This is a genomic window from Lederbergia galactosidilytica (assembly GCF_017873565.1).
GTDB lineage: Bacteria > Bacillota > Bacilli > Bacillales > Bacillaceae_C > Lederbergia > Lederbergia galactosidilytica.
Map to the genome: position 1 here is coordinate 141652 of NZ_JAGGKH010000009.1, position 15482 is coordinate 157133.

General features: G+C 37.7%; 14 protein-coding genes and 1 pseudogene. 13 read left to right on the forward strand and 2 right to left on the reverse strand.

Annotated elements, in window-relative coordinates:
- The first annotated feature begins 388 nt into the window (after positions 1-388).
- From ezrA to J2Z23_RS11415, 4 genes are all read left to right on the forward strand, one after another.
- Positions 389-2104 (forward strand): septation ring formation regulator EzrA, encoded by a 1716-nt coding sequence (ezrA, locus tag J2Z23_RS11400; RefSeq protein ID WP_209973957.1) that lies wholly within the window; start codon positions 389-391, stop codon positions 2102-2104.
- Positions 2105-2439: 335 nt separating this feature from the next.
- On the forward strand, positions 2440-3582 hold the full coding sequence (locus J2Z23_RS11405) for a cysteine desulfurase family protein (protein WP_057985348.1): 1143 nt from the start codon (positions 2440-2442) through the stop codon (positions 3580-3582).
- 4 nt (positions 3583-3586) lie between these two features.
- Positions 3587-4795, forward strand: a complete 1209-nt coding sequence (thiI, locus tag J2Z23_RS11410; protein WP_057985256.1) for a tRNA uracil 4-sulfurtransferase ThiI — start codon at positions 3587-3589, stop codon at positions 4793-4795.
- 126 nt (positions 4796-4921) lie between these two features.
- Positions 4922-5122, forward strand: a complete 201-nt coding sequence (locus J2Z23_RS11415) for an alpha/beta-type small acid-soluble spore protein (protein ID WP_057985255.1) — start codon at positions 4922-4924, stop codon at positions 5120-5122.
- A gap of 121 nt (positions 5123-5243) precedes the next feature.
- On the opposite strand, the gene J2Z23_RS11420 is transcribed toward J2Z23_RS11415, so the two are convergent.
- Positions 5244-6047 (reverse strand): NAD kinase, encoded by an 804-nt coding sequence (locus J2Z23_RS11420; protein WP_057985254.1) that lies wholly within the window; start codon positions 6045-6047, stop codon positions 5244-5246.
- 128 nt (positions 6048-6175) lie between these two features.
- Between J2Z23_RS11420 and sppA the strand changes: the two genes are divergently transcribed.
- Together sppA and J2Z23_RS11430 are read left to right on the forward strand one after the other, a co-directional pair.
- Complete coding sequence (sppA, locus tag J2Z23_RS11425; RefSeq protein WP_209973959.1) at positions 6176-7186, forward strand: signal peptide peptidase SppA; 1011 nt, start codon at positions 6176-6178, stop codon at positions 7184-7186.
- A 263-nt stretch (positions 7187-7449) separates the two neighbouring features.
- Entirely contained in the window at positions 7450-7968 is a 519-nt protein-coding gene (locus J2Z23_RS11430; protein ID WP_209973961.1) for an RDD family protein, read from the forward strand.
- 192 nt (positions 7969-8160) lie between these two features.
- Here J2Z23_RS11430 and J2Z23_RS11435 read toward each other — a convergent pair.
- Positions 8161-8794 (reverse strand): annotated as a pseudogene (locus J2Z23_RS11435) (transposase); the annotation flags it as partial.
- 418 nt (positions 8795-9212) lie between these two features.
- Here J2Z23_RS11435 and J2Z23_RS11440 point away from each other — a divergent pair.
- The 7 genes from J2Z23_RS11440 to J2Z23_RS11470 all read left to right on the forward strand — a co-directional run bounded on the left by J2Z23_RS11440 (position 9213) and on the right by J2Z23_RS11470 (position 15482).
- Entirely contained in the window at positions 9213-9860 is a 648-nt protein-coding gene (locus J2Z23_RS11440; protein ID WP_209973963.1) for a DUF2953 domain-containing protein, read from the forward strand.
- The gene (gene ytfJ / locus J2Z23_RS11445; RefSeq protein ID WP_057985242.1) at positions 9853-10314 is read left to right on the forward strand and encodes a GerW family sporulation protein; all 462 of its coding nucleotides are present in this window, start codon (positions 9853-9855) and stop codon (positions 10312-10314) included. The genes J2Z23_RS11440 and ytfJ overlap by 8 nt, the downstream gene beginning before the upstream one ends.
- A gap of 469 nt (positions 10315-10783) precedes the next feature.
- Entirely contained in the window at positions 10784-11284 is a 501-nt protein-coding gene (gene tpx / locus J2Z23_RS11450; protein WP_057985240.1) for a thiol peroxidase, read from the forward strand.
- A gap of 505 nt (positions 11285-11789) precedes the next feature.
- Entirely contained in the window at positions 11790-12779 is a 990-nt protein-coding gene (locus J2Z23_RS11455; RefSeq protein WP_128738625.1) for a class I SAM-dependent methyltransferase, read from the forward strand.
- 141 nt (positions 12780-12920) lie between these two features.
- Entirely contained in the window at positions 12921-14108 is a 1188-nt protein-coding gene (locus tag J2Z23_RS11460; RefSeq protein WP_057985236.1) for an acetate kinase, read from the forward strand.
- 31 nt (positions 14109-14139) lie between these two features.
- Positions 14140-14982 carry an EcsC family protein gene (locus tag J2Z23_RS11465; RefSeq protein ID WP_057985233.1) on the forward strand — a complete coding sequence of 281 codons (843 nt, stop codon included), beginning with the start codon at positions 14140-14142 and terminating at the stop codon, positions 14980-14982.
- Positions 14979-15482 (forward strand): MogA/MoaB family molybdenum cofactor biosynthesis protein, encoded by a 504-nt coding sequence (locus tag J2Z23_RS11470; RefSeq protein ID WP_057985230.1) that lies wholly within the window; start codon positions 14979-14981, stop codon positions 15480-15482. Before J2Z23_RS11465 ends, J2Z23_RS11470 begins: the two co-directional genes overlap by 4 nt.

Sequence of the window (15482 nt, forward strand, 5' to 3'; positions counted from 1 at the left end):
AAACCATTAAGAGAAGTATTGATAACACCCAAACTCGATTTCTTTTTTTCGTTTGCTATTTTCTTTAGAAGTTCTATAAGATTAATCACCCTTTCAGGATCGGGAATAACTCCCTAATAATAAAGAGAATGACGGTTATAACTAAAAGTTTTTGAAAATCAGTTAACAATTCAAGACTAGATTTATAAAAATAGAATAGTTCTATGTATATACGCCTTTCAAGGTCATAAATCGATCCTAGACTGGCAAACTTCATTTTATCGTTAAAAAAAATGCTTTTCATAGTCAAAAATTGTCGTTGACATGGTATTATAGAGGAACATATCATAAAATTTAATTTCATTTACATAGATGTATATAGGAATGACTGAGAAACAGGGGGCTTACAATGAATTACGGTGTGGAGATTTTAATATCTGCAATTTTGATCATATTAATTTTATTCGTCGTTGGATACATAATTAGGAAAAAATATTATAAAGAGGTTGATCAGTTAGATTCCCAAAAATTAGAATTGATGAACCGTCCCGTTGCGGAAGAAATGGCGAAAGTAAAACAATTAAATATGACGGGAGAAACGGAAGAAATGTTTGAACGGTGGCGGAGTACGTGGGATGATATTCTGACCGTGCGTCTACCTAAAGTAGACGAAATGATTTTTGCTTCCGAAGAATTTGCAGACAAATACCGTTTTAAACAAGCGAAAGAGAGTAATCAGCAAGTAAAAGAATCATTACACGAGATTGAAAAAGACATGGATGCAATCCTCCAAGAATTAAATGAGGTTGTTGGGAGCGAAGAAGAAAATCGCAAAGAAATGACCGATGTATTCAAACAGTATCAAGAAAATAAAAAATATCTCTTAGCCCATCGTCATTTGTTTGGTATCGCAGGTGAAAAGCTAGAAGAGCTACTGAAAGCAGTTGAAGTGAAAATCAATCACTATGAAGAACTAACAGATCAGGGAAATTACCTGCAAGCGCGAGAAGTTGTGCTCGTGCTTACTTCAGAGATGGAGGAACTGGGAGACAAAATGGAAAAAGTCCCCGATCTTTTAACGGAATGTCAATCCATTCTTCCATCTCAAATCGATGACCTGAAAAGTGGTTATAAAGAAATGACTCAACAAGGGTTTATTCTCGAACATTTGCAATTAGAGAAACAAATAGAAGAGTTATCGCAGGAAATTGAACGCTGTCAGGAGTCTTTGCAAAATGCTGAGATAACGAGCGTTGAAGAGGGACTTCAAGGTACTAAGGATAAAATAGAAACTCTTTATGATTTGCTAGAAAAAGAAGTGTATGGAAAACATTATATTTTACAAGAAATTGAAAATGTTGAAAATACACTTGAACAATTGTTGGAAAAAAATAATGACATGAACCATGAAACAAAAATTGTTCAAAACAGTTACCAATTACAAGATAAAGATCTTGAAATACCAAAAAAGTTAGATAAATCCTTTAATCAATTGGTGAAGCGATATGAATTTTTACAAGCTAAATTAACCGATCAAATGACACCTTATTCACAGCTTGAAGAAGAATTAAAGGACATCGCTGAACAATTGAAAATAATAAAAGAAGACCAAACAAAATTCACGGAACGTCTTCATAATTTGCGCAAAGATGAATTAAGTGCAAAAGAAAGCATTCATGCTTGTCAAAGAAAGATCAAAGAAATCATCAGACTTGTCCATAACAGTCATATGCCTGGACTCCCATCTGATTGTGAATCCTTATATGAACGTGCAAAAGAGCAAATCGAAAATGTTTATAACAGCTTGAATGAAAAACCGTTAAACATGAATTTAGTCCAGAAATATCTTGATGAGGCACAAGATACCGTTGATCATTTATATGAAAAAACGGAAGAATATATTGAAACAGCCCAGCTTGCAGAACGTGTAATTCAATATGCAAACCGTTACCGGAGGCAAAGTTCCGAATTAGCCACTAATTTAGAGGAGGCTGAACAAGCTTTCCGAAGTTACGAATATATGGCTGCACTAGAGCAGGCAGCAACTGCTGTAGAGAAAATCGAACCCGGCGCTTTAAAACGGATTGAAGAAATCTATGAAAGTGAAGAATATTCTCGTTCCTAACTAGAATTCGTTATGAATAAAGAAATAGGGTAAAATAAGAGGGGCTCTCTGAAGCTCTTCTTATTTTTTTTGAAAAAATATGATATGATTACTAACTGTGCATGTTCAAAAAGGACTAAGCCGGCGACTATGCTGAAGTCAATTGCAACCCCCGATCCTATGCGGCGAAAGTTCGAGGCGGCATAGCTCCGAGTAGCGGAGAAGCAAGTCGCGTGTTGTGGTGACTTCGACATTTGGCACAGGACATGTCAGTACATAGTCGAAGATCATATTTTACAGGACATTTTGAACAACCTCTAACTGGAAAAATAACTAAAAATATAGAAGGTGTCATTTTGATATATTTTGATAACAGTGCAACAACTAAGCCATATGAAGAAGTCCTAGATTCTTTTCTAAAAGTGAATCAAAATTTTTATGGGAATCCTTCATCCTTGCATAATTACGGTGGAAAAGCCGAACAGTTAATTACCGGAGCAAGACAACAAATTGCTGATGGAATAGGGGTAAAACCAACAGAAATTATCTTTACTTCAGGGGGGACAGAAGGGAATAACTTAGCAATTAAAGGAGTGGCCTTAGAATATCAAGGCAGAGGAAATCACATTATCACAAGTGAGATTGAACACTCCTCTGTTGGAAATACATTGAAGCAGCTAGAAGAAAAATTCAATTTCGAAGTGACAAGGTTACCAGTACGATCAAATGGACTTGTGGATCCAGATGATATAGAACAGGCCATCACTGACAAGACAATTCTTGTTTCTTTAATCCATGTAAATAATGAAGTGGGCACCGTACAACCGGTTAGAGAAATAGGTGAGAGACTAAAAAAATATCCAAAGGTCCTCTTCCATGTTGACCATGTTCAAGGAGCTGGGAAACTGACACTCCCACTTCGTGATTCAGGGATTGATTTATGTACATTTTCAGCTCATAAATTTCACGGTTTAAAGGGTACTGGGTTTCTCTACAAACGAAACGGAGTGAGAATCGTCCCACTTTTAACAGGAGGAAATCAGGAGCACACATGGAGAAGCGGTACAGAAAATACTGGAGGCATCGTTGCAATGGCAAAAGCATTCCGGTTAGTGGAACAGAACCGTCTTCACAAAGCCAATTCTCTATTGGAAGTGAAAGATTATTTATATAATAAACTAAAAACTAATCGCGAAATTATTATTCATACACCAGAGGGTGCTGCGCCACATATTATCAACTTCTCTGTTAGTGGATTAAAGGGAGAAGTACTTGTCCATGCCTTAGAGGAAGCTGGATTTATGATTTCAACGACAAGTGCTTGTTCTTCTAAAGATAAAACACCAAGCCCAACATTAAAGTCAATGGGTGTTTCGAATAATATAGCAATTGGTGCTGTTCGCTTAAGTCTTAGTTACGAGAATACAATACAAGAAGCGACTCAATTTATAAAGATATTAGAGCAAATTATCATTAGATTAAAAAAGGTAGTGGGGTGATTCGATGAATTATGATAGAATCATGATTCGTTATGGAGAAATGTCGCTCAAAGGGCGGAACCGAAAACATTTTGTCCATAAACTCAAGAAAAATATCCAATTTATGTTAAGAGACTTTGAGAAAATTCAAATTGAATCGGGTTGGGATCGCATGTATATTGTACTGAATGGCGATCCTGTAGATCCTATTATCGAACAATTGAAGAATGTATTTGGAATTCAATCTTTTAGTCCTGTGATCAAAACGGAAAAAAATATAGAAGAAATTCGAGCAGCTGCCCTACATATCGCGAATGAGGTCCATTCTCCAGGGAATACGTTTAAAATATCTGCACGTAGGACAGATAAAACGTTTGAATATGATACGAACGGATTAAATCATGCTGTTGGTGCCCATATCTTAATTCATCTTGACGACATTAAAGTCGATGTTAAGCAACCTAATTTGAATATTATTGTAGAAATTAGACAGGATGCTGCTTATATTTCAGGACAAATTATACATGGGGCAGGAGGTTTTCCAGTTGCTTCCTCTGGTAAAGCTATGCTAATGCTCTCTGGCGGAATCGATAGTCCTGTTGCAGGATATTTAACGATGAAAAGAGGCGTGGGAATTGAAGCTGTACACTTTCACAGCCCACCTTTTACAAGTGAGCGGGCAAAGCAAAAAGTGTTGGACTTAGCGCGGAAACTAGCCCAATATTCAGGAAGTGTAAAAGTCCATATTGTCCCTTTTACAAAGATTCAGGAGATCATTCATAAGGAAATACCATCGGGTTTTTCTATGACAGCTACTAGAAGGATGATGCTAAGGATTACGGAAGAAATTCGAAAAAAACAGGGTGGATTAGCGATTGTAACTGGGGAAAGTCTAGGACAAGTAGCAAGCCAAACTATGGAAAGTATGCTCGCTATTAATGCTGTTACAAACACTCCTATTATTCGCCCTCTTATTGCAATGGATAAATTAGAAATCATTCAGATTGCGGAAGAAATTGATACAATTGAAATTTCTAATCGTCCATACGAAGATTGCTGTACTATTTTCACTCCACCGGCTCCAAAAACAAAGCCGAAATTAGAGAAAATGGAACAGTTTGAGGAAAAAGTGGATTGGACTCCTTTACTTGAAGAAGCAGTTCATGACACTGAGACCATTATGATTAGTGCAAGGGTTCAATCTTCAACTGCGGACTTGGATAGTCTTTTGTGATTTACTCATAGGATTGAATGAGGAAGGAAAACGGAGACCTCTTCATCGTAACAATAATTACCAATGGAATAATGAATGATGGCATGTGTTTTTGCACATTCTACACTTACAGGGAGGTGAAGACACATGCCAAGTAATAATAGTAACCAACTTCTAGTTCCTGGAGCTGAGCAAGCTCTAAACCAAATGAAAACCGAAATTGCCCAAGAATTTGGTGTGAATCTTGGAGCTGATACAACTTCTCGTGCTAACGGTTCTGTTGGTGGGGAAATTACAAAACGCCTTGTTCAAATGGCACAACAACAAATGGGCGGTCATGGACAATAACCACATATAGTATGGAAATGAGAGGCGGAAATCCGCCTCTCTTTACTATTTGGTACAGTTTTTGTCACTGTCGCCTTTTTCGTTGATGATTTTAAAAACAGGATCTAACTCCTTCACGATATTACAAAAATGTTCTTTTTACTTTTTCCCAGAATGAATTATTCTTTAGTTTGAGCGTTTTAATCCGCTGTTCACCTAATTTAATATCTACTTTTTCAACATGCTGGACACTTAAAGCTTCGTTATCCATCCCCATAGATGGATAATCATTTCCATCTTGAACAACTTTTAGTTGGAGGTTACGTTCAGCACTTAAAATAAAAGGGGAGCCCAAAGTACGATACGTATTATTGTTTAAGGAAGCTAGTTCTGTCACTTGAAGACAAGGGAGTAACGGATCAACAACTGCTCCACTAACGGATTTATTATATGCTGTGCTTCCAGTTGGAGTGGCAATTACAAGCCCGTCCCCTCGAAAAGTTTCAAAATGAAGGCCATCAATAAATACTTCCATAACAAATGTTTTGATAATACCTGAACGGATGGTGAACTCGTTCAGACAGCGAAACGAAGCTTCTCCATCAATATTCACTTCGATCGTAGGATAACGTCTAACTTCTATTTGTTCCATTGTTGCGGCATCGATCATGTCATGAATATTATCGATGTGAAAATCGCAATAAAGTCCTTGATTGGTACCAACCGCAATCCCAGCATATAAGCAATCTTGTCTGAAGCCTGTTTTTCGAACGGCTTGGAGGAACATTCCGTCACCGCCTATACTCGCGATAACATTGGCTTTTCGGTAATCACTTACAATATTAAACCCGTGACGTTCTGCCGCTTCTTGTAATTTCATTAATTTTTCTGCTAAATCGGTATCGTTTTTATGGAAAAAATAAATATTGTTTCTCTGGTCTTTCATGATGATGTCCTCCCTCTGTGATTCAATCTTTGGATATCGCTTTCTATTTAGTTTATCATGACAGTGAAACTTTTTAAAAGAATTGAACGTATACTAAGGTGGGCACAATTTAGAAGGAGGAGTTTTATATGAATGGAAAAAGGTGGATTGCTCTTGGTGTAGCTGCATTTGTGTTTTTTGTTTCCACCATTGTGAATCTTGCAAGTAGCTTTCTTTTTACAGATTTCACTAAACTTTTAAATGAGGGTGTCGGAGTTAATGAGGCCTTTGCAGAAGAAGTGTTAGAATCGGGAAGCCCGACACAAAAAATAGCGGTATTGGAAGTAGATGGGGTGATTCAGGATACTGGAGAGACATCACTATTTCAAACTGCAGGTTATGTACATAAGGAGTTTATGAAGCAGCTTAATCATGTAAAGGATGATAGCACGGTAAAAGGGATTATTCTGCGTGTTAATTCACCAGGTGGAGGAACAAATGAATCTGCGGAGATTCACCATAAATTAGTACAAATTCAGGAAGAAACAGATAAACCAATTTATGTTTCTATGGGATCAATGGCCGCTTCTGGTGGATATTATATTTCAGCCCCTGCTAATAAAATCTTCGCGAGTCCTGAGACTATGACAGGTTCATTGGGCGTTATTATGCAAGGAGTCAATATTGCTGAATTGGCTGACAAGTTAGGGATTGATTTTACAACGATAAAAAGTGGTCCCTACAAGGACATAATGAGTCAATATCGTGATATGACAAAAGAGGAAAAAGAGATTCTCGATTCCATGCTGAAAAATTCATATGATGAGTTTGTGAGGATTATTTCGGAAGGTCGAGACATGTCTGAAAATGAAGTTAGAGAGATTGCAGATGGCAGGGTTTATGATGGACGCCAAGCAAAAGAAGTTGGACTTATTGATGAATTTGGCTATCAAGAAGATGTAATTGAGCAACTGAAAAAAGATTATAAATTGGAAGATGCTCAAGTTATACGTTATAGTGCTGGTGTTGGTTTTGGTTTTGGTTCGTTATTCGGTGTAGTCGCTCAACAATTCGGTGGTAAAGAAGCAGAAATGCAAGGAATTACGAAGTTGTTAACTCAGCCTAATGCACCAAGATTAATGTATCTTTATTCTGAGTAATAGAGGATATTTCAAAATGTGCGGATCAACAAAGGGATAAATGGATAAAGGTGTCACATCCGCATGTCTTCGCCGTTTGACCAACGTCTAGTAGGTTTGGATGAAAGGAAATTACGAGATGAAGGATCTTCAACTAAATAATCGACACATCCTGTGTTGAACGTCGAAGTCATCACAACATACGCAAGGTCGTTGGCTTGTTTCTAGGTTTGGTCCTTTTTATCGTCTTTTTGAACAGGTACTAATAAGGAGGTGTCATGTTCATGACAGAGAATTATGAGCAATATACAAATGAAGATAATGCTGAGCTAAAGATTGAACGAACAAAAATCAAGACACAAGCTCCTGCTTATGCGGGATTTTGGATGCGATTTTGGGCTTATCTCCTTGATTTAATTATGGTCTTTAGTATAAATGGGATGATCATTAAGCCGATCTTTCGCGGAATAGGAGTATCCCTAGTAGATACTGGTTTTTTCTCGGCGTATGGGATTGTCTCTGGGATTGTTTTCTACGCTTATTTTATTTTAATGACAAAATATTTTCAGCAGACAATTGGAAAGATGGTTTTTGGGTTAAAAGTGATTCCGTTAAATGAAAAACCATTAAGTTGGGGAACCATTATTTTTAGAGAAGGAATTGGCCGTTATATCTCAGCCACGATAACAATTCTTTATGCTATAGTAGCATTTACACCGAAAAAACAAGGATTGCATGATATTTTTGCTGATACATCTGTTGTGCATGAGCGGAGAAACATAACAGAACCCGCTTATTTATAAGGATTTTCAGAATGGAGACAAAAGGGTTGGAAATCAAAATGATTTCCAACCCTTTTGTTATTCATACAGGATCATTCTATGAAAAAGAGCCATAAATGCTCTCCTTATGGTTTCTATTACGCCATGGTTGGCAAGTGCAAATCCCTTTTCATCCGTGGCAGTGTGAAAAGAATAAGCGAACTACTTTGTTCATTCATCTTTAACGTAATAACCACTTTCCGGGTCTGTTGTCGACTCCTTACTCTCCTTGTACTCTTCCTTATCAAACTTTTTCGGTGGGAATGGTTTCTTCCCATTTTTTCCCCGATCTAAGTTGAGTTCCTCTTGGAGCCTCTTCTCATAAGCTCGCGTCTCTTTACGAACAACCTTCTTCTCAAACTTTCTTTTATTCGCGCTGGCTTTCACATGGATCGAATCAATAAAGACATGGTCAGGGCTGAGAAGCTCGCGGTTTGTCACCTCGTTTAGAACTTTATAGAAGATCTGCTCGAATAGATCTGTATCTGCAAATCGACGCACATAGGTTTTTCCGAACGTGGAAAAGTGAGGAACCTCTGCATGAAGGCCAAGGAACCAGCGATATGCCACATTCGTTTCAATTTCCTTGATTGTCTGGCGCATGGAACGGATGCCGAAGGTATACTGAATGGCCAGGATCTATGCTGAGTCTCCCAATGGTTAAGTAAAGATCTTCAACTAATGGATAGATAAAGGAGAAATCAATAGCCGCATCCAGTTTGCGCACCAGATGGTCGTGGGGAACCAACTGCTCTATTGTCAGCATTTCTAGCTGTTCGCGTTCATTAATTTGATTCTTCGTCATCATATCCATCACCTCATTCAGTTAATAGGAAACACTGTTGATTGGAGCGGAGAGCGGCGACTCCAGCGGGAACAGCACGAGCTGAAGACCCTGGACTGTGCGCAGCGAGGGAAGCGGCTGAAGCCGTGCCCGTGGAAAGCGTCCGCTCGCAGCGGAAATCAACCTTTCTAGCTTTATCTCTATTTTAAAAGAAAAAAGACTGTAGACAAAGTCATTTTAGACTTTGTCTATTTTCATTTATATGGAAAATTTGTAGGAATGGTTTTCGAGCTTGAAACTATCTAGATAAGGCTAATGTTTAAATGGATGCGTAATTTCTTGTCAATTATAAAATTGCATATCCATAAGCGGGTTTATTTTTCTACCAGCGGGAAATAATGAATCTTTAGCTTCAGGTGTTATTCCTTTGGAGGGATCAGCTATGCAATGGTTTTACATTTCAGTACTATGCTTAGTAATTTTCACTATTATTATGGCTCCTTTATTGACAGTACAACTATCCTTATCAGCTATTTTAAGCTCTGCTACTATAGAAATAAAAATAAAGGGGAAGAGTCTTTTTGGATTGCTTCGTTTCCAAAAAGAATGGAACATAGCCGATATTTTGGAATTTGAAAAGTCGATAGAAAAGGATGAAACAGAGCAAGAGATTCCCCTTCAATTCTCTTCCCTTTGGGATGAAGTGAAAAATATTCCGCGAAATATTAGACCATTTCGAAGGATTATCAATCAATTTTTAATGAAAATCAAAATAAATCAGTTTGAATGGAAGACTACTATAGGACTTGGCGATGCAGCTGATACAGGGGTCGCCACTGGAGTCATTTGGTCTCTAAAGGGAACTTTAATTTCATGGTTAAGAAATTATCTTTCCTTTTTAAAAAATCCTGTCTTAATTGTCCAACCTAATTATCAGCAAACAGCATTTGAATCAAACTTTCAATGTATGATGAAAATAAAAGTAGGAAATGCTATGGTAACAGCCTATAAATTAGCGAAAGAATGGAAAAAACATAAAAAACGATCATTTTCACACAACGAAAAAGACAGGAGGATATTTAATGTCTGATCATCCTATTCAAGCCTTAATGACAACGGCCATGGAAAATCTGAAAGATATGATTGATGTGAATACCATCATCGGGGAACCGGTTGAAACACCAGATGGCGGTGTCATATTAACTGTTTCCAAAGTGGGTTTCGGTTTTGCGATGGGGGGAAGTGAATTTCGAGGTGGATCATCAGGAAACTCCTCAGATGATCAATCATCTGAGGATGAAAGTGGTTCAAAGTTTCCTTTTGGAGGCGGGAGTGGTGGCGGTGTTTCCATTACACCAATAGCTTTTCTTGTCGTGAATAAACATGGAGTCAATATGCTTCATTTAGAACAAAATACCCATTTACTTGAGAAAATGATTGATAATGCACCGGCAGCTATAGACAAAATCCAAAAAATGATCAAGAAAAATAGCCAACAACAGCAAAATAGCGGACAAAATAGCGATTTAGACTTTGATATTTGACCAACAGGATGTTGGTCCAAAGTCGTTGCGACGTACAGGAAGTACTAGTGCAAGGGAAGCGATAGGATGTCGCGCCTTGACCTTGCCAACGTACAGGAAGTACTAGTGTAGTTGAAACAGGGGATATTGTACAACTTAGCTTTTAGTCTTATTGAGGCTAGGACAAAATTAAAATGTTAAACATTAAAGACGAACGGTTATTGCTATAGCAGCACAGGAAATATACGTAGACCCCTGTGGAGAAAGGCATCGTCGAGATTCCGGAGTGCACTAGCATTAGGAAGCTCACTAGCCGCCCGCGGAAAGCGAAGTATATTTCCGGAGCAGGTTACACATAGTAGTTCGGCTTTCTTTGGTGAAACATTTTTGTCCTAGTCTCATTTAAATTCGAAAATAACGTTTATTACTTGCATCGAAATGAAATATAGTCAATGATTAGTACATACTTACTTTAAAGGAGGAAATATCCATGGCAACTGTTACATTTAAGGGAACTCCAATGACTTTGGTTGGAACGGAAGTGAAGGTTGGAGATCAAGCCCCTGATTTTACGGTACTTTCTAATGATTTATCTGAGGTGAAATTGAGCGATTTCGCAGGGCAAGTAAGATTGATAAGTGTTGTTCCCTCAGTTGATACTGGAGTATGTGCTGCACAAACAAAACGTTTCAATGAAGACGTAGCAAAACTCGATAACGTTCAAGTTCTAACTATTTCTGCTGATCTACCATTTGCGCAAGCGCGTTGGGCTGCAGAAAATGATCTAGGATATGCTAAGATTTACTCAGATCATCGTGATCTCTCCTTTGGAGAAGCTTACGGAGTAGTAATGAAGGAATTACGTCTCCTTGCTAGAAGTGTTTTTATCATAGATAGTAATGATAAAGTAGTTTATACAGAATATGTAAGTGAAGGTACAAATCATCCCAATTACGATGAGGCTTTAAAAGCGGCAGAAGCAGCAAAATAAGGAAACGTGAACTCCGGGCCATCCCCGGGGTTCTTTATCAGGTTATTGGAAGGGATGATCAGATATTTGTATGAATCTTGACTGGGTCTCAGCAGCAAAATAGTCATCATTATTAGTATCTTTTTTCTTATTTTAACCACTAAAAAACAACCATCATAATTAAAGCGCTTTTAGAATCCCCTTTCATATGTTAAATATTTCACAAAAGTCCGAACTTCGTTAAATCCGGACTTTTTCCTTGTTTCCCACCCTCGTGAAAGCTAAACTAGAGATAAAGTGAAACTTCATTCAATGGTTTCATTCCCCACTGAATGTTAGTTGAACGAATCGGGGATTTACTGGCAGTTGATCCCTCATTTTATTCTTGGTCTCCCTTGAATTTTTGAGGTGGGGGTCTTACTGCTAGTTAATCCGGGATAAATAAAAGATCCATGTATAGAATGGTAAACATCTGCCAGAAACTATTAAGTAGCATGATAGGATTGCATGGATGGGAGGTTTTATTTTGTCTAATTCTTCAATTGAAAGGCTATTTACCATCTTTGATCAATCATCAACGACGTTGCAAGATGAGTTGGCTTGTACTTATTTGGAAGCACTAGTCGAAACAGGCGATAATATATTCCAAGATAAAATTTTGCAAGAAGGCTTGAGCGAAATTAGCATAAAAAGGCTACAGAAAGAATATGCGGAGTTAAACCTTGTTTCTTATACAGCGGAAGAAATTAGAAGAGCTTATCAATTAGCGATTTTAAAGGGTATGAAAGGTACGACTCAATCCAATCACCAAATGACACCAGATTCTATAGGCTTATTGATAAGCTATTTAATTCAGAAGTTTATTGGGGATCGAGAGCAACTGTCGATCTTGGACCCTGCCGTCGGTACAGGTAACTTGCTATCTACGGTACTGAATACGTATGAGCAAAACTCGACAATTGATTCATTTGCTGTTGAAGTGGATGAAGTTTTGGTTCGTTTAGCTTATATTGGGGCCAATTTACAAAGGCAGCAAACAGAATTTTTTCATCAAGACGCATTAGCCCCACTATTCATTGACCCTGTAGATCTTGTTGTATGTGATCTACCTGTTGGTTATTATCCTAACGATATGCAAGCTTCCGAATATGAGTTGAAGTCAACAAAAGGACATGCTTATGCACATCACTTATTTATTGAGCAAGGATTAAAGCATACAAAACCAGGTGGATATCTTTTTCTTCTAATCCCAAATGGCTTATTTGAATCAGAAGAAGCAGAGAATTTGCAACGGTACCTGAAAGATACAGCTTATATACAAGCAGTCTTACAATTGCCATTTTCGATTTTCAAAAATGATCAAGCGGCAAAAAGTATATTTATTCTCCAGAAGAAAAGTCCAGAAACCAAAGCACCGAAAGAAGTTTTATTGGCATCCCTCCCGAGCCTTACTAAAAAAGAAGCTGTTGATAAAATGCTTTGGAAAATGGAAAAATGGTTTAAGGATAACAAATAAAGAAAAGCGTAGCGGGCTATTTAGATGCGTAATAAGGATAAACGGCTAAGGTCGTCATATCCTGTGGTAACACCCTCAGACCTACATATCCTGTAGGTCAAACAAAAACATGATTAATGATATAAAGGATGCTGATGATTTATGGCTAAAATTTTTGCGGTTAACGCGGGAAGCTCATCTTTGAAATTTCAACTTTTTGATATGCCGGAAGAAAAGGTCATCACAAAAGGCTTGATTGAGCGGATTGGATTAAAGGATTCTGTATTTAGTATAAATTTGGGAACAGATCGACATAAGGAAACAAAAGATATTATGAATCATGAAGAAGCAGTTGCTTTATTGTTAGAGCGTCTGATTTCTCTTGGTGTAATTCAATCCCTTAATGAGATTGACGGGGTTGGTCATAGGGTTGTTCATGGTGGAGAATTGTTTAGTGATTCTGCCTTAATTGATGAGGATACATTGAATAAGATTGAGGAGTTATCTGAACTTGCACCACTTCATAACCCTGCCAATGCGACAGGAATTAAGGAATTCCAAAAAGCGCTACCTGATGTTCCGCATGTGGCAGTCTTTGATACAGCTTTTCACCAAACAATGCCTGAAAGCTCATTTTTGTATAGTCTCCCTTATCAATATTATAAGGATTATGGTATACGTAAATATGGTTTCCATGGAACTTCACATAAATATGTCTCAGAGAGAGCAGCTGAATTATTAGAACGCCCTTTAAGTCAATTAAGACTTATCTCTTGTCACCTTGGAAATGGTGCAAGTATTGCTGCTATTAAAGGTGGAAAGTCATTAGATACATCAATGGGCTTTACGCCACTTGCAGGTGTGACAATGGGGACTCGTTCTGGAAATATTGACCCTGCACTTATTCCATATGTGATGGAAAAAACTGGGAAGACAGCAGAGGAAGTCATTACTGTCCTTAATAAAGAGTCTGGCATGTTAGGTGTCTCCGGTTTTTCTAGTGATTTACGTGACATTGAATTAGAAGCAAATAATGGGAATTATCGCGCAGAGTTGGCGCTAGATATTTTTGCGGACCGTATTCATAAATATCTCGGTTCATATGCTGCAAGAATGTCTGGAGTGGACGCGATTATCTTTACAGCTGGTATTGGAGAAAATAGTGCCTCCATCCGAGCTAAGGTCTTAAATGGACTTGAATTTATGGGCATATACTGGGATCCTAATTTAAATAATATTAGAGGACAAGAGGTGTTTGTAAATTATCCGCACTCACCTGTAAAAGTTATTGTCATCCCGACTGACGAAGAAATCATGATTGCTAGGGATGTTGTACGTCTTTCAAAATAAAAAAACTATAAAATTAGTTGAGGTGTTAGACATGAATTTTAGCAAGAGAGAGGAGCATCTATGGGAAGAACTTCATGAATGGCGTCAAAGTTTTTTTGAGTACGAACCAACTGATTTAGAGAATACGTATGATAAATGGCTTGATAAGGCATTTTCCTTATTACCAGAAAATATTCAAGACCAATTTTTCTTAAAAGTGGATGACTGGCTTTTTCAATTAAATGCTCTTCTTAGAGGAACAACATTACAACAAGAGGCGGCAGAGCGCGTTTTAGCGGGTGCGAGATCGATGGATGAGCAAATTCATTCAATGGAAGACATGAGAAGTATGCCAGTTGATAAACTTACCTTTTTAGCGGAACAGCAAGCAAGTAAACATCGTCTATACTCTTTGTTTCAAGGTGGTATGACTGGTTCTGGACAAACATTGGCGATATCCAGTGATTTTATTGCGATGCTCGTAATCAATTTACGAGCTGTCCAGCTAACAGCCATGTCTTTTGGATATGAGGTACAATCACCCAAGGGGCTATTAGAAACATTGAAAGTATTCAATGTTTCTACGATGCCTGAAAGGATGAAGATGTTTGGTTGGGAAGATTTAATGGAAGATATTCAAAAGGATGATCAGCAATTTTACTATGATGTACCTGATCGAATTACAGAACCTATTTGGATTGATGAACCATTAAAACAATTATTAAAAACAGCTTTTATTTTGATGTTTTCTAAGCGGAAAATATCGGGTGTCCCGTTTATTTCCATTATGATTGGTGCGGGTGTTAATTATCAAACGACTAGAAAAGTCACACGATTTGCGATCAAATACTATCAGTACAAACATTTGTATGAGAAGAACAGTAGTAGCCTATGAGTGTGGCAGACCATTTAAGTAACAGATCCATGTCGATCGCTTGTTCCGTCATCACTGTTAGTGACACAAGGACGAACTTAACGGACAAAAGTGGAAACTTAGTGAAAGAATTATTAATGAAAGCTGGGCACCAAATTGCTTTCTATAATATTGTAAAAGACGAACCTTCTGAAATAATGACATCATTAAATGAGGCAGCTAAAAAAGCTACGGATGTTATTTTAATAACTGGTGGCACAGGGATTGCTAAGCGAGATGTAACAATTGAAACGATTTCCCCTTTATATGAGAAAGAAATAATCGGGTTTGGTGAATTATTTCGTATGCTTAGTTATACAGAAGATATCGGCTCCGCAGCAATGATGTCCAGAGCTTCTGCGGGTGTATACAAGAATAAGGCTGTTTTTATTATGCCTGGCTCTACTGGAGCTGTTTCACTGGCTATGAATAAATTGATTTTAAAAGAATTAGTCCATGTTGTAAAAGAATTGAATAAATAA

Bases quoted from the DNA above. Each gene is read 5' to 3' on its own strand.
- ezrA (WP_209973957.1), top strand. From the start codon at position 389: ATGAATTACGGTGTGGAGATTTTAATATCTGCAATTTTGATCATATTA.
- thiI (WP_057985256.1), top strand. From the start codon at position 3,587: ATGAATTATGATAGAATCATGATTCGTTATGGAGAAATGTCGCTCAAA.
- J2Z23_RS11415 (WP_057985255.1), top strand. From the start codon at position 4,922: ATGCCAAGTAATAATAGTAACCAACTTCTAGTTCCTGGAGCTGAGCAA.
- J2Z23_RS11420 (WP_057985254.1), bottom strand. From the start codon at position 6,047: ATGAAAGACCAGAGAAACAATATTTATTTTTTCCATAAAAACGATACC.
- sppA (WP_209973959.1), top strand. From the start codon at position 6,176: ATGAATGGAAAAAGGTGGATTGCTCTTGGTGTAGCTGCATTTGTGTTT.
- J2Z23_RS11430 (WP_209973961.1), top strand. From the start codon at position 7,450: ATGACAGAGAATTATGAGCAATATACAAATGAAGATAATGCTGAGCTA.
- J2Z23_RS11440 (WP_209973963.1), top strand. From the start codon at position 9,213: ATGCAATGGTTTTACATTTCAGTACTATGCTTAGTAATTTTCACTATT.
- ytfJ (WP_057985242.1), top strand. From the start codon at position 9,853: ATGTCTGATCATCCTATTCAAGCCTTAATGACAACGGCCATGGAAAAT.
- tpx (WP_057985240.1), top strand. From the start codon at position 10,784: ATGGCAACTGTTACATTTAAGGGAACTCCAATGACTTTGGTTGGAACG.
- J2Z23_RS11460 (WP_057985236.1), top strand. From the start codon at position 12,921: ATGGCTAAAATTTTTGCGGTTAACGCGGGAAGCTCATCTTTGAAATTT.
- J2Z23_RS11465 (WP_057985233.1), top strand. From the start codon at position 14,140: ATGAATTTTAGCAAGAGAGAGGAGCATCTATGGGAAGAACTTCATGAA.
- J2Z23_RS11470 (WP_057985230.1), top strand. From the start codon at position 14,979: ATGAGTGTGGCAGACCATTTAAGTAACAGATCCATGTCGATCGCTTGT.